The 24,600-nt window shown below is 63.0% G+C and carries 27 protein-coding genes; 15 read left to right on the top strand and 12 right to left on the bottom strand.

Features of this window, described 5'->3' with window-relative positions; genetic code table 11:
• Nucleotides 1-52 precede the first annotated feature (52 nt).
• Both lptG and lptF read right to left on the bottom strand, forming a co-directional pair.
• A complete protein-coding gene (gene lptG, locus C7G61_RS24940; RefSeq protein WP_108519323.1) occupies nucleotides 53-1,150 on the bottom strand; it encodes an LPS export ABC transporter permease LptG in 1,098 nt (365 codons plus the stop codon).
• The gene (gene lptF, locus C7G61_RS24935; RefSeq protein WP_108519322.1) at nucleotides 1,147-2,316 is read right to left on the bottom strand and encodes an LPS export ABC transporter permease LptF; all 1,170 of its coding nucleotides are present in this window, start codon (nucleotides 2,314-2,316) and stop codon (nucleotides 1,147-1,149) included. Before lptF ends, lptG begins: the two co-directional genes overlap by 4 nt.
• 347 nt (nucleotides 2,317-2,663) lie before the next feature.
• Here lptF and C7G61_RS24930 point away from each other — a divergent pair, with 347 nt between their 5' ends.
• From C7G61_RS24930 to C7G61_RS24920, 3 genes are all read left to right on the top strand, one after another.
• The gene (locus C7G61_RS24930) at nucleotides 2,664-4,166 is read left to right on the top strand and encodes a leucyl aminopeptidase (RefSeq protein WP_108519321.1); all 1,503 of its coding nucleotides are present in this window, start codon (nucleotides 2,664-2,666) and stop codon (nucleotides 4,164-4,166) included.
• 15 nt (nucleotides 4,167-4,181) lie between these two features.
• Nucleotides 4,182-4,634, top strand: a complete 453-nt coding sequence (locus tag C7G61_RS24925; protein ID WP_108519320.1) for a DNA polymerase III subunit chi — start codon at nucleotides 4,182-4,184, stop codon at nucleotides 4,632-4,634.
• Nucleotides 4,635-4,802: 168 nt separating this feature from the next.
• On the top strand, nucleotides 4,803-5,291 hold the full coding sequence (locus C7G61_RS24920; RefSeq protein WP_108519366.1) for a hypothetical protein: 489 nt from the start codon (nucleotides 4,803-4,805) through the stop codon (nucleotides 5,289-5,291).
• Nucleotides 5,292-5,312: 21 nt separating this feature from the next.
• Here the strand turns inward: C7G61_RS24920 and C7G61_RS24915 are convergent, their stop codons facing one another.
• The 3 genes from C7G61_RS24915 to C7G61_RS24910 form a co-directional block, all read right to left on the bottom strand.
• Nucleotides 5,313-7,175, bottom strand: coding sequence for an ABC-F family ATP-binding cassette domain-containing protein (locus C7G61_RS24915; RefSeq protein ID WP_108519319.1), 1,863 nt, complete (start codon nucleotides 7,173-7,175; stop codon nucleotides 5,313-5,315).
• Between the two features lie 108 nt (nucleotides 7,176-7,283).
• The gene (locus C7G61_RS44840) at nucleotides 7,284-7,457 is read right to left on the bottom strand and encodes a hypothetical protein (RefSeq protein WP_190241962.1); all 174 of its coding nucleotides are present in this window, start codon (nucleotides 7,455-7,457) and stop codon (nucleotides 7,284-7,286) included.
• 207 nt (nucleotides 7,458-7,664) lie between these two features.
• On the bottom strand, nucleotides 7,665-7,919 hold the full coding sequence (locus C7G61_RS24910; RefSeq protein ID WP_108519318.1) for a sulfur globule protein precursor: 255 nt from the start codon (nucleotides 7,917-7,919) through the stop codon (nucleotides 7,665-7,667).
• 345 nt (nucleotides 7,920-8,264) lie between these two features.
• On the opposite strand from C7G61_RS24910, the gene ndk reads away from it, so the two are divergent.
• The 6 genes from ndk (at nucleotide 8,265) to C7G61_RS24880 (ending at nucleotide 13,532) form a co-directional block, all read left to right on the top strand.
• Entirely contained in the window at nucleotides 8,265-8,687 is a 423-nt protein-coding gene (gene ndk / locus C7G61_RS24905) for a nucleoside-diphosphate kinase (protein WP_108519317.1), read from the top strand.
• 63 nt (nucleotides 8,688-8,750) lie between these two features.
• Nucleotides 8,751-9,587 (top strand): TerC family protein, encoded by an 837-nt coding sequence (locus tag C7G61_RS24900; RefSeq protein ID WP_108519316.1) that lies wholly within the window; start codon nucleotides 8,751-8,753, stop codon nucleotides 9,585-9,587.
• 135 nt (nucleotides 9,588-9,722) lie between these two features.
• Complete coding sequence (locus C7G61_RS24895) at nucleotides 9,723-12,071, top strand: xanthine dehydrogenase family protein molybdopterin-binding subunit (RefSeq protein ID WP_108519315.1); 2,349 nt, start codon at nucleotides 9,723-9,725, stop codon at nucleotides 12,069-12,071.
• Nucleotides 12,072-12,302: 231 nt separating this feature from the next.
• Nucleotides 12,303-12,617 (top strand): ArsR/SmtB family transcription factor, encoded by a 315-nt coding sequence (locus tag C7G61_RS24890; protein ID WP_065745037.1) that lies wholly within the window; start codon nucleotides 12,303-12,305, stop codon nucleotides 12,615-12,617.
• A gap of 2 nt (nucleotides 12,618-12,619) precedes the next feature.
• Nucleotides 12,620-13,084, top strand: a complete 465-nt coding sequence (locus C7G61_RS24885; protein WP_108519314.1) for an SRPBCC family protein — start codon at nucleotides 12,620-12,622, stop codon at nucleotides 13,082-13,084.
• A 34-nt stretch (nucleotides 13,085-13,118) separates the two neighbouring features.
• Nucleotides 13,119-13,532, top strand: a complete 414-nt coding sequence (locus C7G61_RS24880; protein WP_108519313.1) for a GFA family protein — start codon at nucleotides 13,119-13,121, stop codon at nucleotides 13,530-13,532.
• 22 nt (nucleotides 13,533-13,554) lie between these two features.
• Here the strand turns inward: C7G61_RS24880 and C7G61_RS24875 are convergent, their stop codons facing one another.
• Nucleotides 13,555-14,511, bottom strand: a complete 957-nt coding sequence (locus C7G61_RS24875; RefSeq protein WP_202975794.1) for a LysR family transcriptional regulator — start codon at nucleotides 14,509-14,511, stop codon at nucleotides 13,555-13,557.
• A gap of 122 nt (nucleotides 14,512-14,633) precedes the next feature.
• Between C7G61_RS24875 and C7G61_RS24870 the strand changes: the two genes are divergently transcribed.
• The 4 genes from C7G61_RS24870 to C7G61_RS24855 all read left to right on the top strand — a co-directional run bounded on the left by C7G61_RS24870 (nucleotide 14,634) and on the right by C7G61_RS24855 (nucleotide 19,846).
• Nucleotides 14,634-15,590 carry a hydroxymethylglutaryl-CoA lyase gene (locus C7G61_RS24870; RefSeq protein ID WP_108519311.1) on the top strand — a complete coding sequence of 319 codons (957 nt, stop codon included), beginning with the start codon at nucleotides 14,634-14,636 and terminating at the stop codon, nucleotides 15,588-15,590.
• Nucleotides 15,587-16,804, top strand: coding sequence for a CaiB/BaiF CoA transferase family protein (locus C7G61_RS24865; protein ID WP_108519310.1), 1,218 nt, complete (start codon nucleotides 15,587-15,589; stop codon nucleotides 16,802-16,804). Before C7G61_RS24870 ends, C7G61_RS24865 begins: the two co-directional genes overlap by 4 nt.
• A 76-nt stretch (nucleotides 16,805-16,880) precedes the next feature.
• Nucleotides 16,881-17,876, top strand: coding sequence for a Bug family tripartite tricarboxylate transporter substrate binding protein (locus tag C7G61_RS24860; RefSeq protein ID WP_108519309.1), 996 nt, complete (start codon nucleotides 16,881-16,883; stop codon nucleotides 17,874-17,876).
• Nucleotides 17,877-17,890: 14 nt separating this feature from the next.
• Complete coding sequence (locus C7G61_RS24855; RefSeq protein ID WP_190241961.1) at nucleotides 17,891-19,846, top strand: aconitase family protein; 1,956 nt, start codon at nucleotides 17,891-17,893, stop codon at nucleotides 19,844-19,846.
• 58 nt (nucleotides 19,847-19,904) lie between these two features.
• Here the strand turns inward: C7G61_RS24855 and C7G61_RS24850 are convergent, their stop codons facing one another.
• The 6 genes from C7G61_RS24850 to C7G61_RS24825 are packed head-to-tail and all read right to left on the bottom strand — an operon-like array spanning nucleotide 19,905 to nucleotide 22,640.
• Nucleotides 19,905-20,354 carry a DUF1801 domain-containing protein gene (locus C7G61_RS24850; protein WP_108519307.1) on the bottom strand — a complete coding sequence of 150 codons (450 nt, stop codon included), beginning with the start codon at nucleotides 20,352-20,354 and terminating at the stop codon, nucleotides 19,905-19,907.
• 38 nt (nucleotides 20,355-20,392) lie between these two features.
• A complete protein-coding gene (locus C7G61_RS24845) occupies nucleotides 20,393-21,133 on the bottom strand; it encodes a DUF695 domain-containing protein (RefSeq protein WP_108519306.1) in 741 nt (246 codons plus the stop codon).
• 7 nt (nucleotides 21,134-21,140) lie between these two features.
• Nucleotides 21,141-21,611, bottom strand: a complete 471-nt coding sequence (locus C7G61_RS24840) for a DUF1801 domain-containing protein (RefSeq protein WP_108519305.1) — start codon at nucleotides 21,609-21,611, stop codon at nucleotides 21,141-21,143.
• 11 nt (nucleotides 21,612-21,622) lie between these two features.
• Nucleotides 21,623-21,844 carry a hypothetical protein gene (locus tag C7G61_RS24835; protein WP_108519304.1) on the bottom strand — a complete coding sequence of 74 codons (222 nt, stop codon included), beginning with the start codon at nucleotides 21,842-21,844 and terminating at the stop codon, nucleotides 21,623-21,625.
• Nucleotides 21,845-21,888: 44 nt separating this feature from the next.
• Nucleotides 21,889-22,320: an SRPBCC family protein gene (locus tag C7G61_RS24830; RefSeq protein WP_108519303.1), complete on the bottom strand. Its 432-nt coding sequence runs from the start codon at nucleotides 22,318-22,320 to the stop codon at nucleotides 21,889-21,891.
• Complete coding sequence (locus tag C7G61_RS24825; RefSeq protein ID WP_108519302.1) at nucleotides 22,317-22,640, bottom strand: ArsR/SmtB family transcription factor; 324 nt, start codon at nucleotides 22,638-22,640, stop codon at nucleotides 22,317-22,319. Before C7G61_RS24825 ends, C7G61_RS24830 begins: the two co-directional genes overlap by 4 nt.
• 233 nt (nucleotides 22,641-22,873) lie before the next feature.
• Between C7G61_RS24825 and C7G61_RS24820 the strand changes: the two genes are divergently transcribed.
• The gene (locus C7G61_RS24820; protein WP_108519301.1) at nucleotides 22,874-23,509 is read left to right on the top strand and encodes a class I SAM-dependent methyltransferase; all 636 of its coding nucleotides are present in this window, start codon (nucleotides 22,874-22,876) and stop codon (nucleotides 23,507-23,509) included.
• Between the two features lie 169 nt (nucleotides 23,510-23,678).
• Nucleotides 23,679-24,494 carry an AraC family transcriptional regulator gene (locus C7G61_RS24815; protein WP_108519300.1) on the top strand — a complete coding sequence of 272 codons (816 nt, stop codon included), beginning with the start codon at nucleotides 23,679-23,681 and terminating at the stop codon, nucleotides 24,492-24,494.
• Nucleotides 24,495-24,600 lie beyond the last annotated feature (106 nt).

The following is a 24,600-nucleotide window of genomic DNA, read 5'->3' as shown; positions in this document are numbered from 1 at the left end:
GTGCGCCGCCTGAACGCAGGCGACCTCAATTGGCGGGCGGCGACAACGGCCACTACCCGTCCTCCTGGTACAACAAGGCCAAAAAGCCGGTGAGGCCACCCACACAGACGGGCAACCACGCCGCAGCGATCGGATGCATCAACTCAGCCTTGCTCAAATCCTCAGTAACTTTCGATAGAACGTAGAGCAGAAAGCCTGCGCCCACGCCACTCAAAACCATCTTTTGCACGCCGCCCATCCGGAAGAAGCGAAGGCTGACAGAAGCCGCCAACATCACCATTGCAGCCAGCAAAAATGGCTGTGCGATGAGCTTATGGTACTGCAGACGGTAGCCTGCGGTCGCGAAGCCCGAGCTTTCGGAAGAGCGGATATAGCCGGGCAGTTGCCAAAAGGACACGGTTTCGGGGGTGGAGAAACTGTTGCGAACCTGGGCCGGGGTGAGGGTGGTCGAGAGGTAATAATTCTCCTGATCAACCGGAGGTTTATCCAGGGAGTATCTTCGTACCGATTTGAAGGCCCAGCGGCCTTCCTCGAGGGAGGCTTCGCGCGCTTCGATTCGCTCCTTGAACTGCAGATCAGGATCGAACCGGAACACGGTCAGTCCGGTCAGCCGGACACCCTGCTGCTCGCTGCGCGCCGCATTGATGATCGACTGGCCGTCGCTGTTGATCTGGTTGAGCCAGAAGCCGGATGCATCCTGGATGCCGCCGCCTGGGGCCGAGCCGAACAGTTCGGCCTCCATCCGCTTGGAAAGTTCGCGTAAGTTCGCCGACATCGGGTTGTATGCAACGGTTGCCACGGTGCCGAGGATGATCGCACTTGCCAGCGCCGGCGAGATGAACTGCCAGGCGGATACGCCGGCCGCGCGTGCGACCACCAGTTCGAGCCGCCGCGACAGCGCGAGATAGCAGGTCATGGCGCCGATCAGGACGCAGAACGGCATCAGCTTTTCGAGCAGTTGCGGCACCCGGTAAAGCGACGTCTGAGCCACCGTGATCGCGGATGCCGACGCCAGCCCGGAAGTCTTGCGGACCATTTCGATGTAGTCGACCAGCACGAGCAGCACGAAAATGCTCGCAAACACGCCCACCGCCGCGACCAGGAAGCGGCCGGCAAAATATCGCCCGAGCGTATTGGTCATCATGCTCATGCTGTCGCGGGCCGCCCAAAGAGCCGCGCAAGGCGCGCATTCGACCTGTTGATGGCTTCCATCAGCGCGGCCGGCGGCTCCACCACGATGCCGGCGACGATCATCCACAGCCCGATGCCGATCGATGCGAACAGCATCGCGTATTGAACGAGCGCCATGCCCGGCGTCTTCACCGTCATCACCGAACAGGCGAATCCCGCCATGCGCAGCCCAAACACCGCAAAGATCGATCCGCCGATCGAAAAATTGCGGCTCTGGCGCGTGGTGCGCGGCGTGCCGAGGAAGGCAAAGGTCAGGACCGCGAACGCGAACGGATAAATCGGCGACATGAAGCGGTCATGCAGCTCGGCGAGAAACTGCCCGGACAGTTGCTTGAAGACCGGATCGTCCTCCGGGGGCGAAACCAGTTCCCAGAGATAGCGTTCGCGAATTCCCAGCGCGACGTCGCGGCCCCGATTGGAGAATTTCGACATGTCGAAGGCATAGCGGGCGAAGGCCACCAGCGCCGGATCGCGCTTTCCCGCCTCGAAACGTTCGAGGTTACCGTCCTCCAGCACCAGATAAGAGCCGCTCTCGTTCTTCAGCACCGTGCCATGGTCGGCAATGATGGTGACGCGCTCCTTGGGATCGCGGCGGTCGTCGACGAAGATGCCGGCGAGCACGCCACCCGGCTGCCGTTCCCGGATACGAATCGTCAGGTTCTGGTCGAGCTGGGCGAAACGTCCGGGCTGCAGGATGTTGGTCAGCACGTCGGCCGTGATCTCGGCGTCCCATTGCTTGATCCGGCGCAGGCCGTCAGGAGCGAGATAGGCCCCGATGAAGGTGACCAGCGTCGCCACGACACACGTGGCGAAGAAAAACGGACGGAACAGCCGGTACGGGGAAAAGCCGGCGGCATTCATCACGATGATTTCGGAATCGGTGGCGAGCTTGTTCAGCGTGTGGGAGATCGCGATCATCAGCGCGATCGGCGCGATGATCAAAACCAGCGCCGGGATCACCAGGCTGGTGATGCCGAGAAAGGTGATGATGGTCTGGCCCTGGCTCGTCATCAGGTCGATGCCGCGCAACGCCTGCGTAATCCAGATCACGCCGGTGAGGCTGACCAGGACCAGCGCAAACGACGCGAGCGTCGTGCGGAAAATGTACCTGTCGATCGACCCCATCGTTACCGTACGATCCCACCTTGCACGCCCAAAGAGCGGCTTCCGACCAACCCCTGTTTGAGGGTCCCCTTTGGTCGGGCCGCCAATCGTCAGCCGTCTGCATTCTCACTACCATCCCTTTGATCCGTCAACAAAATGGCCGGGCCGTGGCGCGCTTCCAATATGACTAATAATTCACTTCATGTGGCCTTCCGGTCACTGCGGCCCTTGGCAGTGCGGCGGCTAACGGGTCATAGTGCCGAAAGCATCAGGTCCGGAGCCATTTGGGCCGTTACCGAAGAGAATATTCCATAGTACGGGCCGATTCCGGACCCGCAAGACAGCCCTGAATTCTGGAGGATTTACCCATGTCCGACGCCGTCAAGGTCGGCTTTGTCGCTTTTTCCACAGCGCCGCGCGGCGTTCTCGTGGTGTTTTGCGATGACGCATTGAAGTTCGGCGAGGCGACGCGGAAGGCGCTGGGGAAGGCGACCGATACCGTCAAGCGGGCCGCGGCCGCCAACCAGTTCAAGGGCAAGAGCGGGTCGACGCTCGATATCCCGGCGCCGGACGGAATCAAGGCGGAGCGCCTGATCGTGGTCGGTGTCGGCAAGACGGCCGATATCAAGGAGAAGGATTTTCTCAAATTCGGCGGCGTGACGGCGGGCAAGCTCAACGCCGCCAGCGAATCGGTCACCGTGATCGCCGAACTGCCCGAGGCGGCGATGCAGGGCGATGCCGCCGCTGCCATCGCGTCGGGCATCCGGCTGCGCGTGTATAAATTCGACCGCTACAAGACCAAGAAGAAAGACGGCGAGAACGGCGCGCTTCGCGCCGACATTTCGATCGCCGTTTCGGATGTCGCCGCCGCGCGCAAGGCGCTTGCGCCCGCATCCCATGTCGTGGACGGCGTGATCATCGCGCGCGAACTCGTCAATGAGCCGCCGAACGTTCTCTATCCTGTGGAATTCGCGCGCCGCGCGAGCCAGCTCAAGAAGCTCGGCGTCGAAGTCGAAGTGCTCGACGTCAAGGCGATGAAGAAGCTCGGCATGGGCGCCTTGCTCGGCGTCGCGCAAGGCTCGACGCAGCCCGGCCGCACCGTGATCATGCGCTGGAACGGCGGCAAGAAGGGCGATCAACCCGTTGCTTTCGTTGGCAAAGGCGTTTGCTTCGATACCGGCGGTATCTCCATCAAGGGCGCCGCCAGCATGGAAGACATGAAGGGCGATATGGGCGGCGCGGCCTGCGTGGTCGGGCTGATGCATGCGCTGGCTGCGCGCAAGGCGAAGGTCAATGTGGTCGGCGCCATCGGCCTGGTCGAGAACATGCCCGACGGCAACGCCCAGCGCCCCGGCGATATCGTCACCTCGATGTCGGGGCAGACCATCGAAATCATCAACACCGACGCCGAAGGCCGGCTCGTGCTGGCCGATGTGCTCTGGTATGTGGCGAAGAAGTTCAAGCCCAAATTCATGGTCGATCTTGCAACCCTCACCGGCGCGATCATGGTCGCGCTCGGAACCGAATATGCCGGCATGTTCTCCAACAACGACGAGCTGGCGGAACGGCTGAGCAAGATCGGAACCGAAACCGGCGAACGCGTGTGGCGCATGCCGCTTGGTCCCGAATACGACAAGCAGATCGATTCGCAATTCGCCGACATGAAGAATACCGGCGGGCGCCATGGCGGTTCGATCACCGCCGCGCAGTTCCTGCAGCGTTTCGTCGACGACACGCCGTGGGCGCATCTCGACGTCGCGGGAACCGCGATGGGCGCGCCGAAGACCGACATCAACCACAGTTGGGGTTCGGGTTACGGCGTTCGTCTTTTGGACCGATTGGTCGCGGAATATTACGAAGCCACGAAGTAGTTCGGTTGCAGGTGGATGACGGAAATCCTGTTCTATCATTTGCAGGGCATGTCGCTCGAAAGCGTATTGCCGCCGCTCCTGGAAAAATCGCTCGAGCGCGGCTGGCGCGTGGTCGTGCAATCGACTTCGCCGGAGCGCACCGAGGCGCTCGATGCGCATTTGTGGACCTACAGCGACGATTCGTTCCTGCCGCACGCGACATGGCGCGCCGGCGATGCGCAGGACCAGCCCATCATTCTCTCGATCGAGGACGGCAACCCGAACCGGGCCAATGTCAGATTCCTGATCGACAACGCGGCGTTACCGGCCGATTGCGACAGCTACGAACGGGTGGTGCTGGTCTTCAACGGCGATGATGACGACGCGCTGACCGCGGCGCGCGGTGCCTGGGCCGATTGCAAGGCGCGGGGGTTCGAACTGACTTATTGGCAGGCTGATGAGCGGGGCCGCTGGCAGCGGCGGCAATAGCGAATCTACAGGAATTAATGATAATCTGCGGATTCTGAGCCGGACCTTGCGGGCAGCCATGGTCGTGCCGCAAAGTGATGGTCGGACAAATGGTTACAGTTAAGAGCGGAGCCTGGGTCTAGCGTGCGACGCAGAACGATCGATCGAAAGCCACTGCTGACGTTGTTGCTGCTCGGGCCTGCGCTTGCAGGTTGTTCCGGTGCGACCGACCTCATGTCGAAAGATGCGGACTGGTTTTCGCGCACCGGCCGCGTGTTCATCCGAAACGTGTCGATCGAAACGCCTCCGCTCAGTCCGGACAAGCCTGTGACGCCGGATGAACTCGTCAGCGCCGATGGCGGCTGTCCCGGAATGGCGGCGCCGGGGGCTGGTGCAAACGCGCTGGCGGACGGTGCTGCAGGCAGCCCGCCTCCCTCGACGACGGGAAGGGTGGCGCTTGGGCACACCGAATGCGACGTTGTGCGTGGCATTGGTGCACCCGACAACGTCAATTTTTCCAACAATGCCCGCGGCGACCGCGTGGCGGTCGTCAACTATTCACGTGGCCAGCGTGCCGGCATCTACACCTTCACCGCGGGACGCCTGACCTCGATCGAACGTGCACCGGAGGCGGCGCCGGCCAAGGGCGCCAAGCCGAAGAAGAAGCCGGCTGCATAGACCCGGCAACGACGATCAGTTTCAGCCTGCCGCTTCGTCAAATTCCGAACTGGCCTCAAGCCAAACTTCCTCGGCACGCCGCAGCGCGCTTTCGGCGCCGGCGCGCGCCTTGCTGAGCTGGGCGGCCTGCTTGGGATCGCGCGTGAACAGATCCGGCAAGGCAAGCGCGGTGTCGATCTTGGCGATGATGCCGTTGATGCGCTCGATTTCGGCCTCGGCCACGGCGATCCGCTGTTTGAGCGGCGATCGCCTTTCGCTCTTCCCGCGCTCCGGTCTTGCGGTCTCTTTGGACCGCTCGCGCGAGCCGTTGCGTGCGTCGCCGATCGACAACACCATGCGCCTGTAGTCGTCGAGGTCACCGTCGTAAGTCGTCACCGTCTGATTGGCGACGACCCACAATTGATCGGCGCAGGCTTCGATCAAGTAGCGGTCGTGCGAGACCATGATGACGGCGCCGGGAAAATCGTTGATCGCTTCGGCCAGCGCCGCACGGCTGTCGATGTCCAGATGATTGGTCGGCTCGTCGAGGATGATCATGTTCGGGCCGAAGAATGTGGCGAGCCCGAGCAACAGCCGCGCCTTCTCGCCGCCGGACAGGCTCTTGACCAGGGTGTCGCCGGCCTTGCCGGAAAACCCGATCGCGCCGGTGCGGCCGCGCACTTTGGTTTCCGGCGCATCGGGCATCAGCCGGCGGACGTGGTCGTAGGGCGAGCCGTCGAGATTGAGTTCGTCGACCTGATGCTGCGCGAAATAGCCGACCGAGAGTTTTTCCGCACGTGTGATCCGGCCGGAGAAAGGCGCCAGCTTGTTGGCCAATAGCTTGACCAGCGTCGATTTGCCGTTGCCGTTGGAGCCGAGCAGGGCGATGCGGTCCTCGGTGTCGATGCGCAGCGTGACGCGATTGAGCACCGGCTTTTTCGGATCGTAGCCGACCGAGACGTCATCGACGGCGATGATCGGCGGCGACAGCATCTTCTCCGGCGTCGGGAACGTGATTTCACGCACATCCTGCGTCACCAGCGCGGTGACCGGCTTCATCCGCTCCAGCATTTTCACGCGGGACTGCGCCTGACGCGCCTTGGAAGCCTTGGCCTTGAAGCGATCGACGAAGGCCTGCAGCCGCTTGCGCTCGTCGGCCTGGCGCTTGGCGTGCTTGGCGTCCAGCATCTCGCGCGTGGCGCGCTGTTCCTCAAACGAGGAATAGCTGCCCTTGTAGAGCGTCAGCTTGCCGCGATCGAGGTGCAGGATCTGGTCGACCGAGGTGTCGAGCAGATCGCGGTCGTGGCTGATGACGATCACGGTGCGTGGATAGTTGGCCAGATGGTCTTCCAGCCACAGCGTGCCTTCGAGATCGAGATAGTTGGTCGGTTCGTCCAGCAGCAGAAGGTCCGGCGCCGAGAACAGCGTCGCCGCCAGCGCCACCCGCATGCGCCAGCCGCCGGAGAATTCCGAACACGGCCGCGCCTGGTCGGCGGTGGAAAATCCGAGACCGCTTAAGATCGCCGCCGCTCGCGCCGGCGCGGAATGCGCATCGATGTCGACCAGTCGGGTCTGGATCTCGGCGATCCGGTGCGGATCGTCAGCGGTTTCGGCTTCATGGAGCAGCGCGTCGCGCTCCAGGTCGGCCTTGAGCACGACGTTGATCAGGCTTTCCGGCCCATCGGGCGCTTCCTGCGCCAGGCTGCCGATGCGCCAGCGGGGCGGCAGCGTGATGCTGCCGGACTCGGTCGGCAGGTCGCCGCGGATCGCATGAAACAGCGTCGACTTGCCGACGCCGTTGCGGCCGACGAAGCCGACGCGTGCGCCGGGCACGATCTGCACCGTGCTGCTGTCGATCAAAAGCCGCCCGGCGATGCGGACCGAAATATCCGTTATTGAGAGCATGCGGCGTTGTCACCGGAGTGCCCGGCAAACGCAACCCCAAACGCAGCTCATTATTGGTAAAATCTATCGGCGTATCGGCAAAATCTATCAGCCGACATCCGATGGCGCTCAATGCAACTCGTTGTCGCGGCGGCGCAGCTCATCGAGGAGCTCGCGCAAACGCGGGGACAGCTCGGTTTCGGGGCACAGGCTGCGCTGCAGTCGTTCGCCGATGGCGTCGCATATCGACACACATGTCTTGTGATCGATCTGTTCGAAATCGTTGTTGATTCGGCCATCCATGAGCGGTCTCTACGAGTTCCACCTAGCAGCAATCGCAAGGCTTTGATTATTATTGATGGGTCAAGTCACAGCGGCGAAATTGGTTTCCGTGCATGGCGATATACGTTCGCCTGCAAGTGGTCGAAGCACGTTCGGCATCCGGTTCCACGGCACAAAAAAAGCCCCGGCGCGGCGGCCGGGGCTCAGTCAGGGGGAAGCTCGATCAGGTCAGTAGCAGCGGTTCACCAGCCGCCAGCGCGGACCCCAAGGGGTCGGAACCAGGCGCCGCGCGTAACAGCCGCCATATCCGCCGCCGTAATAGGCCGGACCGCCAATGAAGACGCGCGGGCCGCCCCAGCCATGATGATGATGACGATGCCAGCCGCCATGGTGCCAGCCGCCGGCCGAGGCCGCTGTCGGCGCCAGCGCGGCCGCACCCAGCGAAGCTGCCGCCACTGCAACGAGCGAGAGTTTGCGTAACATAGTCGTCTCCTCAAAGTTTCGGTGCCAGTTGGCACCACCAGTGAGATCGGGTCCCGTGACGCCTTAGGACCCGGCGGATGCGCGCGCCCTGCGTTCGATCATCCGTAAGTCTACGGCCGCGAAGCTGAATGAAGACGGCACGGCGGCTTCAGACAGGGTTCACCTCCGTGAAATTGCTGTAATCTTTGTCCCCGCGGCGTGTCCGCCGCGCGAAAAACACGCCAAAATTGGGTGGTAGCCGCGTCACCGGGTCGCTTGCCGTCGTGAGGTGGCGCCGATATAAGCCCCGCAACTCTCCGTCAGTATTCTGCCAACTCTCCATCAGTATTCTGCAAGGACCAAGACATGGCGATTGAACGCACTTTCTCGATCATCAAACCGGACGCGACCGAGCGCAATCTGACTGGCGCCGTCAACGCGCTGATCGAGAAGGCCGGGCTGCGGATCGTGGCCCAGAAGCGCATTCGCATGACCCGCGAACAGGCGGAAACCTTCTACGCCGTTCACAAGGCGCGTCCGTTCTTCGGCGAACTGGTCGACTTCATGACCTCGGGGCCGGTCGTGGTGCAGGTGCTGGAAGGCGAGGGCGCCGTACTGAAATATCGCGACGTGATGGGCGCCACCGATCCGTCGAAGGCTGCGGACGGCACGATCCGCAAGGTCCACGCGAAGTCGATCGGCGAGAACTCGGTGCACGGTTCGGATGCACCGGAGACCGCCGCGATCGAAATCGCGCAGTTCTTTTCGGGCAACGAAATCGTCGGCTGATTTATTAGGACAGCGGCAATAGTTGCCGCGCGCAACGGCTGAAAGAGCCGAGGGGGAGACGCTGTGAACTGGCTGTGGCAAATTTTCGATCCTGCGACGATCTCGGCGTTCTTCACCCAGTTTCAGGCCGAGATGCAGCAGCCGGCTTTCTGGGTCGCGCTCGGCAAGATCATGTGGATCAACATCCTGCTGTCAGGTGACAACGCGCTTGTCATCGCGATGGCGTGCCGCGGGCTGCCGCCACGGCAGCGGTTCTGGGGCATGGTCCTTGGCGCCGGCGTCGCCGTTTTGCTGCGCATCATCTTCACCGGCATCGTCGTGACGTTGATGGGGCTGCCATTCCTCAAGCTGGTCGGAGGCCTCGCGTTGCTCTTCATCGCAGCGAAGCTGCTGGTGCCTGAGCACGAGGGAGAGGGCGACGTAGATGCGGCTGCGCATCTGTGGGCAGCCGTGCAGATCGTGGCGATCGCCGACATCGTGATGAGCCTCGACAACGTGATTGCGGTTGCCGCGGCCGCCAATGGCAGCATTCCCCTGCTTGTCATCGGGCTCGCCATCAGCGTTCCCCTGATCGTCGCCGGTGCCGCGCTGATCATGGCGTTGCTGACGCGTCTTCCGGCGCTGGTGTGGGCCGGTGCGGGCTTGCTCGGCTGGATCGCCGGCGAGGTGATGGCGACGGATCCCGTGGTGCAGCCGCCGCTGCATGCGTTCTTCAACGGTCCGGTCGGTGTCGGCCTCGATGGACTCCTCAAATCGCTCGGCATGGCGCCGCAGTTCGCCAATGGCGGGCATGGCGGCGAGGTGATCCTTGGACTCATGGGCATCGCCATTGTGCTTGTCGTGGGATCGATCTGGCGAAAGCGCAAGCTGCAGGGCGCCGCGCATTCCGCTACGGCGTAGGGATTTAAACTCCCGGCCCGGCGGAGAGGGCAGTCGCCAGCGACTGATCGCGTTATCGCATGATGGTGAACGGAAGCCCCGCATTCGCGGGGCTTCTGCTTGCGTTTGAAGCCCTCCGGTTCCATACAGCTTCACATGACCGAGCCGTTATTGGGGCGCAGCATCGATCGCCTTGAGGACGAGCGCTTCGTGCGGGGACGCGGGCGCTACGTCGCCGATCTCGTGGCGCCAAACGCGCTTCATGGCGTCGTCGTTCGCTCGCCGCATGCGCATGCGCGGATTGCCGCGATCGGCGTCGATGTGGCACGCCAGATGCCCGGCATTGCGGCTGTGCTCACGGGAGCCGAATTGGCCGCCGACAATATTGGGCCGCTGCCGTGCGCGGTGACCCATATCCCGATGACCACGCCGCTCGTGGTGCCGCCCTGTCACGCACTGGCGCGCGACGTCGTTCGTTATGTCGGCGAGCCGGTCGCGTTCGTGGTTGCGGAAAGCACTGAGGCCGCGCGCGATGCCGCCGAGGCCGTCATCGTCGACTATGCGCCGCTGCCGCCGGTGGTCTCGATCGCGGATGCCATTCTGCCGGACGCTCCGTCGATCTGGCCGGAGGCGCGGGGCAACATCGCGTTCCAGTTCAACCGGGGCGAGATCGGCCCGGTGGAAGCTGTGATCCGCGACGCCGCCCATGTCGTGGAATGCGAGCTGGTCAACAACCGCGTCGTCGCCGCGCCGATGGAGACGCGCGGTGCGCTGGGGGAGTTCGATGCCGCGAGCGGTCGCCTGCACCTGATAGCCTCGGCCGCCGGCGCACACGCGATCCGTGACCTGCTCGCCGACGGTGTGTTTCGCATCGGCAGGGAAAAGCTTCGCGTCAGCATTCCCGACGTCGGCGGCGGCTTCGGGATGAAGAACGTGCTCTATCCGGAATGGGTGCTGGTGCTGTGGGCGGCGCGCCGCCTCGGCCGCCCGGTCACGTGGATCGGGGATCGCAGCGAGGATTTCACCGGCTCCGCCCATGGCCGTGACAGCCTGATCCGGGCTCGCCTGGCGCTCGACCGCGATGGCCGCTTTCTCGCGCTCGACACAAAAGTCTTCGCCAATCTGGGCGCCCATGTCTCGACGGTGGCGCCGGCCGTGCCGACAATGGCGATGGCGAGCGCCATGGGCGGCGTCTATGACATCCCGCTGATCGCCTTTCAAACCTGCGGCGTGTTCACCAACACGACGCCGGTCGATGCCTATCGCGGCGCCGGCAAGCCCGAGGCGAACTATCTGATTGAGCGCTGCATCGATATTGCTGCCGCCGAGCTCGGGATGGATGCGCTGAAGCTGCGGCGCAAGAACATCTTTCGCCGCTTTCCCCATGCAAGCGCGATGGGCCTCACGGTCGAGCAGGGCAGTTTTGCCCACGCGATCGATCACGCGGTCAAGGCCGCCGCGGGATTCGATGCGCGCCGGCGAAGCTCGCGCAAGCGGGGCAGGCTGCGTGGCCTGGGCTACGCCTGCTTTCTCGAAACGTCGCGCGGCCAGCCCAATGAAGTGGCGAAAGTGCGCGTCGGTGACGACGGCCGGATCGATCTGATGGTCGGCACGCATTCCAACGGCCAGGGCCACGAGACGACATTTGCCCAGATCGCGGCCGATGCGTTCGGCCTGCCGCTCCCGCACTTCCGGTTTCGGCAGGGCGATACGGATGATCTCGACGCCGGCGGCGGGCATGGCGGGGCGCGCTCGATGCATCAGGGCGGCACCGCACTGCTGATGGCAGCCGAAGGCGTGATCGAAAATGCGCGGCGGCTTGCCGCGCGTCTGCTGCAAGCCAGTATGGATGCGGTTCACTACGAAGGGGGCATGCTGCGCGTGGCCGCGACCGGGCAGGAGATCAGCCTCGAGGAGGTGGCGCGCGCCTCGTATCAGACGCCTGGCGACGATGTCGCGCCTGGTTTAGCGCACAAGGCGACGCACCTTTGCGACCGCTACACCTTTCCCAACGGATGCCATGTCGCCGAAGTCGAGATCGACCCCGAGACCGGCGAGGTGAGGCTCGACCGCTACGTCATCTTCGATGACTACGGCCGGCTGCTCGATCCGCGCCTGACGCTGGGGCAGGTGCATGGCGGCGTCGCGCAAGGCATCGGGCAGGCGTTGTTCGAGCACGCACTGTTCGATCCGGAGACGGGCCAGATCCTCTCGGGCTCGCTGATGGATTATGCGCTGCCGCGCGCCGACGATCTTCCGGCGTTCGAGGGCAGTTTGACATCAGACTTTCCAAGCCGCGCCAACCGGCTCGGTGTGAAGGGAAGCGGTCAGGCCGGCGCTATCGCAGCCCCAGGCACCATCATGAACGCCGTGATGAACGCGCTGACGCCGCTCGGCGTGCGGCATCTCGACATGCCCGCCACGCCCGCCCGCATCTGGCATGCGATCCGGGCGGCCGACGCGCGATCTCATGCGCGCGCCGACACGACGTCGGCCGATCAATAGTACCAACGACGGATACACGGCCAGGCCTGAAGCCACTGCCGGCCGACGACGGTTGTTGCGACGGCGCCATCAAGGCGTGGGCCAATAGCCGCATCCGGACGTGACCCGTCGCCAATCCAATCGTCAGTCCTGATCCGAAAGGTGACGATCACCTGATCGCGAGCTTGATTGCTGTTGCTTGACATGCAGGTATTTACCTGCATATTATGTTCTCGATCAAGAGCGAGACCAATGCAGGCCGACAAGGTTTTCAAGGCGCTGGGCGACCCGACACGCAGAAAGCTGCTTGACCTTCTTTGTGAGAAGAACGGGCAGACGCTCGGCCAGCTTTGCGAAAACCTGGACATGGCCCGGCAATCGGCCACGCAGCACCTCGAAATCCTGGAGGCGGCCAATCTCGTAAGCACGGTCAAGCGTGGCCGGGAAAAGCTGCATTTCATCAACCCCGTGCCGCTTCACGAGGTCTACGAACGGTGGGTGCGGAAATTCGAACGGCAGCGGCTCAGCTTGCTGCACGATCTGAAGAAAGAGCTCGAAGGAGAATGACGATGACCAGAGAGACGACCAGCTTTGTCTACGTGACCTATATTCGCTCGACGCCGGACAAGGTGTTCGCGGCGATCACGAAACCGGAGATCGCAAGGCGTTACTGGGGCCACGAGAACGTCTCTGACTGGAATCCCGGATCGAAATGGGAGCACGTCCGCGCCAATGACGAGCGGACCGTCCAACTCGTCGGCAAGGTCATCGAGGTCTCGCCGCCGACCCGTCTCGTCATCACCTGGGCGAATCCGTCGCAGGCCTCCGATCCTTCCGCCTCCAGCCGGGTGACGTTCGAGATCGAGGAATACGACGACATGGTCCGGCTGACCGTCACCCATGACGAACTCGCCGCCGGCAGCGCGATGGCGAACGGCATCAAGAAGGGGTGGCCGGTCGTCCTCGCCAGCCTGAAATCCCTGCTCGAAACCGGCCAGGGCCTCGACGTTTTCGCCAAGCCGAAATCGGCTTGATCGCCGCCGTATCAATCAAAAACAGGAGAACGACATGACGAAATATACCGGCGGATGTGCGTGCGGCGCGATCCATTATGAGACGAGCAGCAAACCCATCGTCGAGACCCACTGCCAATGCCGCGATTGCCAGAAGCGAAGCGGCACGGGGCATGGATCCTATCTGGTCTTCTCCCGGCGAGCGGACGTGATCATTACGGGTGAAGCGAAAGACTGGCGGGTAGCGGGCGACAGCGGGAACGAAAAGCTCCACGCCTTCTGCCCGACCTGCGGAACGCCGGTCTACCTGACATTCGTCGCCATGCCGGAACTGATAGCGGTCCACGCGACCAGCCTTGACGACCCCAGCCGGTTCAATCCGCAACTGGTCACATACGGCATCCGCGGCCATGCCTGGGATACGATAGATTCCTCGCTGCAGACATTCGAGCGAATGCCGCCTGGTTAAGTGTCGCCGCTGACTGGCGGCACTAGGTGGTGGCGCGCTTGTTCCTCCGGCCGTTTCCTTTCGCCGGCCAGCGCCCTTCGTTGACGGCTACGTGGACGATCTCGATCATGGTCTTGCGCACCTCGAGGAACGCCTTGGTCTGCGGCCGGTCCGCGAGCGCAACCAGAGCGCAGGAGCGCGTCAGCGGTGGATCGATGATGCGGCGCGCGTGATATTTCTCCGCCGCCAGGTCGGAGAGGACGGTGGCGCGGGAGAGGATCGCGCATCCCAGTCCGGCCTCGAGCGCCATTCGCAACGCCGACAACGAATCGACTTCGAGCGTCTCGCTCGGCGTGATCTGATTGCGGAGAACCTGGGTCTGGATGATGGCGCGCGATGCCGGCGTCGGCGTCAGTCCGATCACGCTTCGTTGCGGAATGGCGGAGAACGCGATCGGACCGGATGACCGGCCGATCAGGCTCGGATTGCCGACGAGATAGAGGTCTTCGTCGTGCAGCGACTCGACGTCGAGGCGGGCATCCCTGGGGGGATTATAGGCCAGCGCGAGATCGACCGTGCCCGAGAAGACGCGCTCGACCAGCGCCGGCGACAGCGCCTCGACGACCGTCAGATGGACGCCCGGGGAGTTCTTTCGCACCGCCTTCATGACATCGAGTGCGACCATGGAGAGCGCGGTATGGCTGAGGCCGAGGCTAACCGGGCCGGTCGCGGCTTCGTTATAGGTCCGCACGTCTTCTTCCGCCTTGCCGAGCGCCGACAGCACGGCGCTGGCATGCTCGTAGAGCCGCTGGCCAGCCGCGGTCAGCGCGACCCCGCGCGGCCTTCGTTCGAGCAGCTTGACGCCCAGATCCGTTTCGAGCGCGGCTATGTGGTGGCTCAACGCCGACTGCGCGACGTTGAGCGTCTCCGCCGCCCGCGACAGCACGCCGGCATCGGCGATGGCGATGAAATATCTGATCTGCCGCAATCCGAGCGCCACTGAAATCACCCCTCATATCTAATTATCAGAACGAAATGATCTTCATATTATATTTGTCAGATGTCTATGCGCGCGGCAAGCTGCCGTCATAGCCGATAACGACAACCGGGGAGCGCCGGCGCATGGACCTGCCTGATAGCGTCGTCATCAGCGAGGAGGGGCCGCGCGAAGGCTTTCAGATCGAGGCGGGTCCGATCGCGACGGCGGACAAGATCGCGCTGGTCGACGCGCTCTCCGCGTGCGGGCTTCGGCGGATCCAGGTCGCCTCTTTCGTCAATCCCAAGCACGTTCCGGGCTGGGCCGATGCCGAGGCGGTCGTGGACGGACTTGCCGCGCGGGAAGGCGTCGAATATTCGGCGGTGTGGTTCAACGAGGCCGGGATGCAGCGCGCAATCGCATTCAAGGGCAAGCTTACCCTTGCCGGATTCATTTCGCTGAGCGCATCCGAACCGTTCGCGATCAGGAATCTCAATCGCGACCGTGCCGGACAGATCGAGGCGATGCGCCAATATGTGCGCGTGCATCGACAAGCCGGCGTGCCGATTGCAAAAATCATCGTCATGGCCGCCTTCGGCTGCAATTTTGCCGGAGACGTCTCGCCGGCCGAAGTCGTCGAGGCGGTGGCGGACGCGCGCGCCATCGCGCGCGAAGCCGGCGTGGAGGTGCGGGACGTCACGCTCGCGGACTCCATGGGCTGGGCAACGCCGAGGCGGGTCGCGGATGCCATCGGCGCCGTCCGGGACCGTTTTGACGATGTGCGGATCGCGCTTCATCTGCATGACACGCGCGGGCAGGGCATCACCTGCGCCTATGAGGGCCTGCGGCTTGGCGTGACCGCATTCGATGCCGCGGTGGCGGGCCTCGGCGGCTGCCCGTTTGCCGGCCAGCCGGGGGCGCCGGGCAACATCGCCACCGAAGAGCTCGCGCTGCTCTGCGAGGAGATGGGTATCGCTACCGGCCTGAACATCGAGGCGCTGATCGAGGCCGGGCGGCTCGCGGAGCGGATCGTCGGACGCAGGCTGCCGAGCGCCGCATTGCGATCGGGAACGCTCGCCGCATTCAGGAGACGGGCTGCATGACGACTTCCTCCAGGCCGCTCGCGGGGCTGAAGGTGCTCGATTTCGGTCACACCATCATGGGGCCGTGCGCCGGCGTCGTGTTTGCCGATCTCGGCGCCGACGTGGTGAAGATCGAGCCGGTCGACGGCGACCCGACCAGGCGGTTGCCGGGCTTCGCCGCCGGATTCTTTGCGACCTACAATCGCAACAAGCGCTCGATCGCGATCGACCTGAAGCGGCCCGAGGGGCAGGCGATCGTGCATCGGCTGGTCAGGGATGCCGACATCGTGCTGGAGAATTTCGGCCCGGGAACCATCGAACGGCTGAAGTGCAGTTGGGAGGATCTGCGCCAGATCAACCCGCGCCTCGTCTACCTCTCGATGAAGGGTTTCCTTAAAGGTCCATACGAGAACCGCGGCGCGCTCGACGAGGTGGTGCAGATGCAGTCCGGCCTCGCTTACATGACCGGGCCGCCGGGCCGGCCGTTGCGCGCCGGTGCACCTGTCATCGACATTCTCGGCGGCGTGTTCGGCGTGGTGGCCACGCTATCAGCGCTTCGCGAGCGCGACGCCACCGGCATTGGGCAGAAGGTTGCGAGTTCGCTGTTTGAAAGCGCGACGTTCATGCTCGGCGCGATCGTCGTGGGCAGTGCCGTGACCGGCGGACCGATGCCGCCAATGCCGGCACGCAAGAACGCCTGGGGCGTGTACGACGTTTTCACCGCTTCCGATGGCGGCCAGGTCTTCATCGGCTGCACGTCGGACGGACACTGGCAACGCTTCTGCGAAACTTTCGGATTCGATGACTGGCGCGACGATCCACGGCTTGCGGGGAATGCCAATCGTTGCGAGGCGCGCGAGTGGATGCTGCCAGAATTGGAGCGGCGCATCACACAATTGCCGCTCGATGAAATCCTTCGGAAGTGCGAGGCAGCGCGGGTGGCCTATTCGCGCGTCGGGCGGCCCGATGAATTGTCGATCGATCCGCATCTGCTTGCCCATGGCGGCCTGCTTGCGACAGCCGTTTCCGGACTGGGCGGCGGACCGCTGGTCGGAATCCCCGCGCTTCCGATGGAGTTCGGCGACGGGCGCGAACGCGCGGGCCTCGACCGCCAGCCGCCGAAGGTCGGCGAGCACGCGAGCGAGATTCTGAGCGCAGCCGGATATTCGGAGCAAGAAATCATCGAACTGCGCGCGGCGGGCGTATTGGGTGAGGCTGCGAGCGTGCCCGCATAGAAGCGGATGAGACGAAGCGAACAAGAGCGGTCCAACCGCCTCGCGTAATGCAACATGGTCAGGGAGGAAGCGGAGTATGATTTCCGGCAAACTGGTTCGAGCGAAAGCTCGCATCCTCGGTGTGGCGACCGCGGCTCTTGCGTTGAGCGCGATCGCGCTCCCTGCAAAGGCGCAACCGTTTCCATCGCGATCGATCACGATCCTCGTGGGCTATTCCGCGGGAGGGCAGGCCGACGCGCTGGCCCGGATCGTCGGCAAGCAACTCGGCGAGAACCTCAAAGTATCCGTCGTCATCGAGAACAAGACGGGAGCCAACGGCATGATCGCGGCCCAGGCGGCCGCGCGCGCCGAGCCTGATGGATACACCCTTCTCATGGTGACGGATGCGATGGTCACGATCGATCCGCACCTCGCCACCAGCAATCACTTCGACCTTTCGAAGGCGATGGAGCCGGTCATCAACGTTGCATGGTCGCCGCTGCTGCTTGCCGCAGCCAACAATGTGCCGGCGAATTCGGTGGCTGAACTCGTCGCGCTGGGCAAGCAAAAGGCGCAGAATTTGAGCTTTGGGAGCTCGGGCAGCTCGACGCCGCACCGCCTCGCCGGCGAGATGCTGCAGAAGTACGGCGGCTTCACCATGACCCACATTCCCTACAAGGGAACGTCGGTTGCCGTGAACGATCTGCTGGGCGGGCAGATACCGCTGCTATTCGGCGCGCCGACGGCGGTGGAGCCGCTGGCTACGGCGGGCAAGATCAAGGTGCTCGGCGTCACGTCGGAAAAGCGATTCCCGTTGCTTCCAGGCGTGCCGGCGATCAGCGAAACCTTTCCGCAGTTCAAGATCATCAGCTATATCGGGTTCATGCTCCCAAAGAACACGCCAAAGCCGGTGATCGCTACCTTGAACAAGGAAGTGAACCAGGTGCTTGGCACGGATTCCATGCGTGCCTGGCTGGACAAGCAGGGCATGGTCGCGCTCGGCGGCACGCCGGATGATTTCAGGCGCCAGATCGAGGTCGACTATCAGGCGCGCGGTGAACTCGTCCGAACTCTCGGCATCACCGCCGAGTGAGCGAGGGAAGCATGATGGCAACGGCATCAAGCGAACAGGTCCGGTTTGATGGCCGTATCTTGTTCCTGTCTGAAGACGCGGACGTGGTGGAGAGCCAGTTGCGGGGGGCGGATGTATCGCTGGCCGACGCGTTGCCGTTGCGCAGCGACGTGTCGACCGACGAGATCACTCCGGCCTGGATCTGCTACTATTACGACGAAAAGCTCGGGGAATATCCCTATCTGGGGCTGAAATGCGGTCAGCGCCTGCCGGTAACCGCCGGCAGCGTCAAGGCCGGCGGGTTCGGTGTGACGGTGGCGGGGCGGCGCTACGGCAAGGGTTCGTCGCGCGAGGCCAGTCCATACGCCGAGTGGTGTGCCGGCATCCGGCTGGTGATTGCTGAAAGTTTTGAACGTATCTATCGGCAGAACTGCCGCAACCTCGGCATCTACACCTCGACCGATTTCGGGTTGATCGAACGCATCCGCCGCGGCGAGAGCATTCCTGTCAGCGAGTTCACGCAAGGAGAGGATGAGCTCACGGCCGAGCTCATTCGCCGAGGAGGGTTGTTCAAGCTGGTGCGTGCGCGAAAGGACGGATGGTCGCCGACCACGCATGCCACCGCGCCGCGGCCGATGACCTATGCCGAAAAGATCATCGCACGCGCTTCCGCCGGCAATTCCGGAGCGGTTCGCGCCGGGGACGCAATTTTCGCAAGGGCGGATTGGCGCTACGCGCATGAATATGTGACGCCGATGTGCATCAGCTTTCTCGGACGGGAGATGGGAGACCAGATCACGCTCCATGACCGCGCGAGCATTGTCTGCTTTGGCGATCACTTGCCCTTCATCCACCGGAGCATGTCACCGGAGCGGCGCGCGCGGGGGCTGCTCGAAGCGGCCCAGGCACTGGCCAAGGTTCAAAAGCAATTTTGCGAAACGCACGGGCTACGTTTGCACGACTATCTTGCGGACCGTGACGGCTCGGAAGGCATCAGCCATTCGATCATGACCGAGCGTTACGTTCGGCCCGGTCAATTGGTCGTCGGCACCGACTCCCATACGCCTCACTGCGGCGCATTGGGGGCATTGGCGTTTGGTATCGGTACGTCCGAGATGGCAAACGCATGGATGACGGGAGAGGTGCGCGTTGAAGTCCCTCGGACTTGCCGTGTGCGGCTCAACGGTCGGCTTCCGGCAGGTGTCGAGGCGAAGGATATCGTTCTGCATTTGTTGCGCTTGCCCTATGTGCGCGAGGGAAGGGCAATCGGTCAGGTGATTGAGTATTGCGGCGAAGCCTTGTCGAGCCTGTCCACAGACGAGCGCGCGACCCTGACCAACATGGTGGCGGAGATCGGCGGCTTCAGTGGAATTGTCGTGCCTGACGAAGAGACGCGCCGCTTTGTGAGGGACCGCCGTGGCACCGACTTGCAACTCGAGCCCTGGATGTGCAGCGACGAGGGCGCCGAATTGGCGCACATCATCGAAGTCGAGTGCGACAGGCTCGAGCCGATGCTGGCGAGGCCTGGCGATCCCGGTCACGGTATTGCCATATCGGAATTGGCCGGGACGGTGGGCATCGATATCGCCTATGGTGGCTCATGTACGGGTGGCAAGCGTGAAGACTTGTTGCATTACCATGCCGTGCTCGAATGGGCGGTGCAGCGGGGCATGCGGGTCGCTCCCGGAACACGCTTCTTTCTTCAGTTCGGAAGCCAGGATGTCCGCAGCTATTGCGTGCAGAGCGGAATGCTTGACGTGTTTGAGCGCGCGGGCGTCGAACTGATCGAACCGGGTTGCGGCGCGTGTGTGAACGCCGGTCCCGGCGTTTCAGATCGAGCCGAACAGGTGACAGTGAGCGCGATCAACCGCAATTTTCCGGGGCGTTCCGGACCCGGACAAGTCTGGCTGGCGAGCCCGTCGACGGTGGCGGCCAGCGCGATTGCGGGCCGCATTGTGAGCTTTGAGCAATTGCGGGCGAAGGCGCCGTAACTTTGTTACCCGATGCGGCTGTAATCCTGCCTTGATCGAGTCCGTCGCCATCGTTGCCTCAAGCGTTCTTTGGCTTCTTCCGGGAAGCTCGCGCCGAAATGTTCAGGGCGACGGCCTCGCGGATGAGCGCCTTCAATGCCTTTTCATCGATCTTCTCGCCTTGATGGAAATCGATGGCGCGCCTGGTGTTGCCTTCGAGGCTGGAGTTGAAGAGGCCTGACGGGTCGTCCAGCGCGGCGCCCTTGGCGAAGGTCATCTTCACGACCGCCTTGTAGGTCTCGCCGGTGCAAATGATTCCATCGTGCTCCCACACCGGAACGCCCCGCCACTTCCACTCCTCGACCACTTCGGGGACGGCCTGCTTGATGATGCTTCTGATACGCGCGAGCGTCTCGCCCCGCCAATCGCCCAGCTCCTTGATTCTTGCATCGATGTGCTGAGCAGGAGAGCTGCCGCCTTTTGCTTCGCTCGTGCCGCTCTTCTTTATCTTCATGGTTGTATTCTTCATGGTTGTTGCCGATAACTTTCCGCGACCTTCGCCGACATTCAGGGCGATACTTCGCAGCCCCAGCCGTCGTATTCGCCCGCTAGCTCAGCGACCTTCCGAAACAACGGAATGGCAATCTCGTCGATGCGCGCGGGCTGATCTACTCTGTAGAACTCGACGCGGAATTGACCATCGGCGTTCGGCTCGTCGGGGGCACTCTCGACGGTGTAACCCTCGCCCTGAACGTAATCTGTAAACGCAGCTTGCGCCTTCGGGTTCGGGAGCAAGGCAAGGTGATCAATCTTGCGCTCGTTGCTCGCGTTGTCGCCGTTCTTTTCCAGTTGCTGACGGACACGGCGGTTCATGATGCGCTGAAAGTCAATTTCTGATGGATACAAAAAGTCGAAATACGTTCGCCACTCCTGATCCGCGCGCGTGCCCGTTTCGTACTCGTAGGCAGGAAACTCGCGCATCGCGGCTTTGGCCGTCTTCTCGAAATTTGTGGGATCGGCAACATAGAAATAGAAATCCCTATTTCCGCTGGACGTGTTTCGACCAACGAAGACCGCCGCTCCATTCTCGATGACCTTTGCCGTGACGTGGTCTTCCAATGCAATGAGATCGTTGAATTCATCCTGGCTGGAGAGGCCGTCCTCTCGTGCGCGGAGCATCAGAACGCGGAGGTAACCCATCGTCGTATGACTTCTGATGGGAGCATCCTTGCTTATTCCCAAGTCGACAAAGATCGACGCCGGTTCACCGTCGACGCGGAGGGCGTAAAAGTCCCAGTCATCGCTCATGCATCACTCACAATCGTTCGCCGGGCAATTGGCTGGCTTGCTTCACCCAGGCAACGAACTGCGCTTCGTCAAGCTCACCCTCATGGATGTCGAGATAGCGCACTTCATTGTGCTTGGACTCGCCGGGCGGGATAGGGCGCAGCGACGTGCCGCGGAAGAACGTCACTTTGACGTACTTCGTGAAACAGTGAAAGGCGATGAACCAGCCGCCCTGGTCCTCGACGCCATAGAAGGGCGTGTTCCATTTGACGGCCTTCCGCACACCGGGGACGGTGCGCACGATGAGCGCATCGAGGTGGCGCCCGACGTCGCGTTTCCATCCCGGCATAGCCGCGATGTAGGCCTGCACGGGGGCGTCGCCGTCTCCCTTCGCGATCTGGGGATTGCCGCCGGAGAGGAGAACAGGCTTTGTGGTCGGCCGATTGGCGGCGGCTTTCTTTGCGACCTTCGCCGACTTTGCGGGCGTCTTGCCGGCCATTGCGTTCACTCCTAACCGCTGATGCCTCGCGCGCTGCGCCATTTGGCGGCATAGGGCAGCGCAAACATGTAGAGGCCGGTGAGCAAGAGCAAGATGAGCGGGAACAGCGCCAGCAGGCCCACCCAGACGGCTTGCTTCTCCTGCATCATGGCGATGACGTTGACGATGACGGCCACCGTGAAGGCAATGGACAGCCAGCGGTGAATTTGCCGAATAGACATATTCCAGTTCAATGAGACCTCCCCTTGAAGACGAGCCGAAGCGCAACGCGGCGGTTTCAGTCCGTCCGCGCCACGAGTTCTTCCAGCTTCGCGAAGAATTGCTGCCAGCCGGCGTGGGCGCCGCCGTAGGCCTGCTTCTGATCCGGCCGGAAGCCCGACTGCTCCATGCGCAGCTGGGTCCCCGTGCGCGTTGGCGTGAGCGTAAACGTCACCACGCTCTGCAGATTGAAGGCCGCATCCTCGTGCTTGAAATTCCAGGTATAGGACAGCGCCTTGTTCGGCTCGATGGCGAGGACCTCGCAATCCAGCACGCCGCCCCATTCGCCGCGAAGATTGAAACGGTGGCCCACGGCTGGCTTGAAGTCGTTCTTCATCAGCCATTCCTCCATCAGGTGCGGTTGCGTAAGCGCACGCCAGAGCTTTTCCGGGGCATGCGGCATCTCGCGTTCGACGACGACGGAGCGGGTTTCGGTCGTGGTGTTGGTCATTGGTCCATCCGTTTGAGCAGATCTTCGAGATCGTCGAATTTCCTCTGCCAGAACCCCGCCATCTCGCTCGTCCAGTCGATCAGCGGGGCCAGGGCGCCGAGCTGTGCGCTGTAGTGCGTCTGCCGACCTTGATGGCGGTCGCGCACCAGCCCGGCCTGCTTGAGAACGCCGAGATGTTTCGAGACCGCCGGTTGCGAGATCCCGGCCCGCGCCGTCAGGGCTCCCACCGTCTGCTCTCCTTCGCGGCACAGCCGCTCGAAGATCGCCCGACGGGAAGGATCGGCGAGGGTTCTGAAGAGCACGTCTTGGGCGTTCGGCATCTGGGATCGATAACCTATGGGTTATTGATTGATGCATAACCGCGGAGATATGGGTTGGTCAAGTGGGAATTTGAAGCGAAATAGCAGGCCTCACTAAGGGAACCGCTGGCCCTGAGCTTAACATATCCCGTTGGTTATGCATTTCCGGATGCCATCCGCGCAGCAGAGCTTGGTCGTTGGCTCGTTGTCGAAGACGGGCCGCATGACCATGTACGGACAGGGAGGTGAGGCTCATGGAAGATGCCGGCCGTCAGGCTCATTGGGAAAACGTCTACACGACGAAGCGCGAGAACGAGGTCAGCTGGTTTCAGCAAACCCCGGCGCCTTCGCTCGACTTGATCGTGCAGGCAGGCGCTGTCAGCAATTCGGCCATCATCGACATTGGCGGCGGCGCTTCGCGGCTGGTCGACCATCTCGTCGAGCAGGGGTTTGAGGATGTCACCGTGCTCGATCTGTCAGGCGCGGCGCTGGCTGCCGCAAGAAGCCGCCTTGAGAGCCATCTTGGCGCCAGCGCCAATCGGGTTAGCTGGATCGTCGCGGACGCGACGACTTGGGAGCCGGCCAGGGCCTACGACATCTGGCACGACCGGGCAGCGTTTCACTTTCTCACCGACGCAAGCGATCGCGCCGGCTACATTGCCCGCCTTGAGCGGGGCCTGAAAATCGGCGGGCACGCCATCATCGCCACCTTCGCGCTCGACGGCCCCGAAAAATGCAGCGGCTTGCCGGTCGCCCGCTACGACAGCGCAAGCTTGGGGCGGACGCTCGGCACCGCGTTCAAGCTGGTGCACACGCAGCGGCACGAACACGCGACCCCGTGGGATTCCCGGCAGATCTTCCAGTTCAGCGTATTCAGGCGCGAGGACTAACTCGCGCCTGCCGCGTCCGCCAGGACTGATCGACATTCAATATTCGTTGTGAATGCGTGAGCGGTGGAGCAGCCGTCCGCTGACACGGCCCCTCCTGTGTTGAAAATCGCAATCGCGGACTGATATTGTCTTATCTAGTCAATCGCATTCGGATAGATTGACGCTCGCCATGCCCTTCTACCGACCCAACGAAGACGATCTTCGGCCCGATGATGATTTCGATCCCGCGGACGTGCCCCGCGCCATCGCCGCCGTCGGAATCGACATGTTCACCAAGGGCGTGGAGATGCCCATTCACGCGCATCGGAAGGCCCAGCTTATCCTGACCTTGCGTGGCGTCGTCAGGTGTGAAGCCGACCAAAGCGTCTGGATTGTGCCGCCACGCTGTGCGGTGTGGATTCCCGGCAATCTTCCCCACAGCGTGACCGCCGCCGGAAATGTCGAGGTCTATCTCCTGTTCGTCGAACCGGATGCGGCGCCGGCGCTGCCCAGGCAATGCTGCACGCTGTCGATCTCGCCATTGCTGGAGCGTTTGCTGTTGCACGTCGCCCAGATGCCGGTCCTGTACGATGTCGAGGGCGCGGACGGCCGGATCGCCACGGTGCTGCTCGACCAACTGTCTCTGGCGCCCGTCGAGAAGCTGAACTTCCCGATGCCGGTCGACGCCAAGCTGCGCAAGATCGCCACCGCGATGATGGCCGATCCCGCCGACCGCGCGACGATAGACGAGTGGGGCCGGCGCATGGCCGTTGCCCCGCGGACCTTGACCCGCGCCTTGAAACGCGAGACCGGCATGAGCTTCGGCCGCTGGCGCCAGCAACTCCATATCCTCATAGCGTTGCAGCGTCTCGCGCAAGGAGCGTCAGTCCAGACGGTGGCGCTCGATCTCGGCTATGAGGGCGCGAGCGCCTTCGTCACCATGTTCCGCAAGGCCCTGGGCAAGCCGCCCGCCCGGTATCTGGCGGAACGCCGCATTGCCGCGTGACCAGTTCCGCGAGAAAGCCGGAAGCCATCGATGAGACAATGCCGATGCGTAGGACACTGCTCTCGGAGCGCCCAATCAACCCGGCATCCTTGGCGGCTACCGTCAC

Source organism: Bradyrhizobium algeriense, assembly GCF_003062295.1.
Lineage (GTDB): Bacteria > Pseudomonadota > Alphaproteobacteria > Rhizobiales > Xanthobacteraceae > Bradyrhizobium > Bradyrhizobium algeriense.
The sequence above is the reverse complement of the archived record's forward strand: the minus strand, read 5'-3'. Positions and strand labels throughout refer to the sequence as shown.

Excerpts from the sequence above, each read along its gene's own strand:
- lptG (WP_108519323.1), bottom strand. The coding sequence starts at position 1,150 with ATGAGCATGATGACCAATACGCTCGGGCGATATTTTGCCGGCCGCTTC.
- lptF (WP_108519322.1), bottom strand. The coding sequence starts at position 2,316 with ATGGGGTCGATCGACAGGTACATTTTCCGCACGACGCTCGCGTCGTTT.
- C7G61_RS24930 (WP_108519321.1), top strand. The coding sequence starts at position 2,664 with ATGTCCGACGCCGTCAAGGTCGGCTTTGTCGCTTTTTCCACAGCGCCG.
- C7G61_RS24925 (WP_108519320.1), top strand. The coding sequence starts at position 4,182 with ATGACGGAAATCCTGTTCTATCATTTGCAGGGCATGTCGCTCGAAAGC.
- C7G61_RS24915 (WP_108519319.1), bottom strand. The coding sequence starts at position 7,175 with ATGCTCTCAATAACGGATATTTCGGTCCGCATCGCCGGGCGGCTTTTG.
- C7G61_RS44840 (WP_190241962.1), bottom strand. The coding sequence starts at position 7,457 with ATGGATGGCCGAATCAACAACGATTTCGAACAGATCGATCACAAGACA.
- C7G61_RS24910 (WP_108519318.1), bottom strand. The coding sequence starts at position 7,919 with ATGTTACGCAAACTCTCGCTCGTTGCAGTGGCGGCAGCTTCGCTGGGT.
- ndk (WP_108519317.1), top strand. The coding sequence starts at position 8,265 with ATGGCGATTGAACGCACTTTCTCGATCATCAAACCGGACGCGACCGAG.
- C7G61_RS24895 (WP_108519315.1), top strand. The coding sequence starts at position 9,723 with ATGACCGAGCCGTTATTGGGGCGCAGCATCGATCGCCTTGAGGACGAG.
- C7G61_RS24890 (WP_065745037.1), top strand. The coding sequence starts at position 12,303 with ATGCAGGCCGACAAGGTTTTCAAGGCGCTGGGCGACCCGACACGCAGA.
- C7G61_RS24885 (WP_108519314.1), top strand. The coding sequence starts at position 12,620 with ATGACCAGAGAGACGACCAGCTTTGTCTACGTGACCTATATTCGCTCG.
- C7G61_RS24880 (WP_108519313.1), top strand. The coding sequence starts at position 13,119 with ATGACGAAATATACCGGCGGATGTGCGTGCGGCGCGATCCATTATGAG.
- C7G61_RS24870 (WP_108519311.1), top strand. The coding sequence starts at position 14,634 with ATGGACCTGCCTGATAGCGTCGTCATCAGCGAGGAGGGGCCGCGCGAA.
- C7G61_RS24865 (WP_108519310.1), top strand. The coding sequence starts at position 15,587 with ATGACGACTTCCTCCAGGCCGCTCGCGGGGCTGAAGGTGCTCGATTTC.
- C7G61_RS24860 (WP_108519309.1), top strand. The coding sequence starts at position 16,881 with ATGATTTCCGGCAAACTGGTTCGAGCGAAAGCTCGCATCCTCGGTGTG.
- C7G61_RS24855 (WP_190241961.1), top strand. The coding sequence starts at position 17,891 with ATGGCAACGGCATCAAGCGAACAGGTCCGGTTTGATGGCCGTATCTTG.
- C7G61_RS24850 (WP_108519307.1), bottom strand. The coding sequence starts at position 20,354 with ATGAAGAATACAACCATGAAGATAAAGAAGAGCGGCACGAGCGAAGCA.
- C7G61_RS24845 (WP_108519306.1), bottom strand. The coding sequence starts at position 21,133 with ATGAGCGATGACTGGGACTTTTACGCCCTCCGCGTCGACGGTGAACCG.
- C7G61_RS24840 (WP_108519305.1), bottom strand. The coding sequence starts at position 21,611 with ATGGCCGGCAAGACGCCCGCAAAGTCGGCGAAGGTCGCAAAGAAAGCC.
- C7G61_RS24830 (WP_108519303.1), bottom strand. The coding sequence starts at position 22,320 with ATGACCAACACCACGACCGAAACCCGCTCCGTCGTCGTCGAACGCGAG.
- C7G61_RS24825 (WP_108519302.1), bottom strand. The coding sequence starts at position 22,640 with ATGCCGAACGCCCAAGACGTGCTCTTCAGAACCCTCGCCGATCCTTCC.
- C7G61_RS24820 (WP_108519301.1), top strand. The coding sequence starts at position 22,874 with ATGGAAGATGCCGGCCGTCAGGCTCATTGGGAAAACGTCTACACGACG.
- C7G61_RS24815 (WP_108519300.1), top strand. The coding sequence starts at position 23,679 with ATGCCCTTCTACCGACCCAACGAAGACGATCTTCGGCCCGATGATGAT.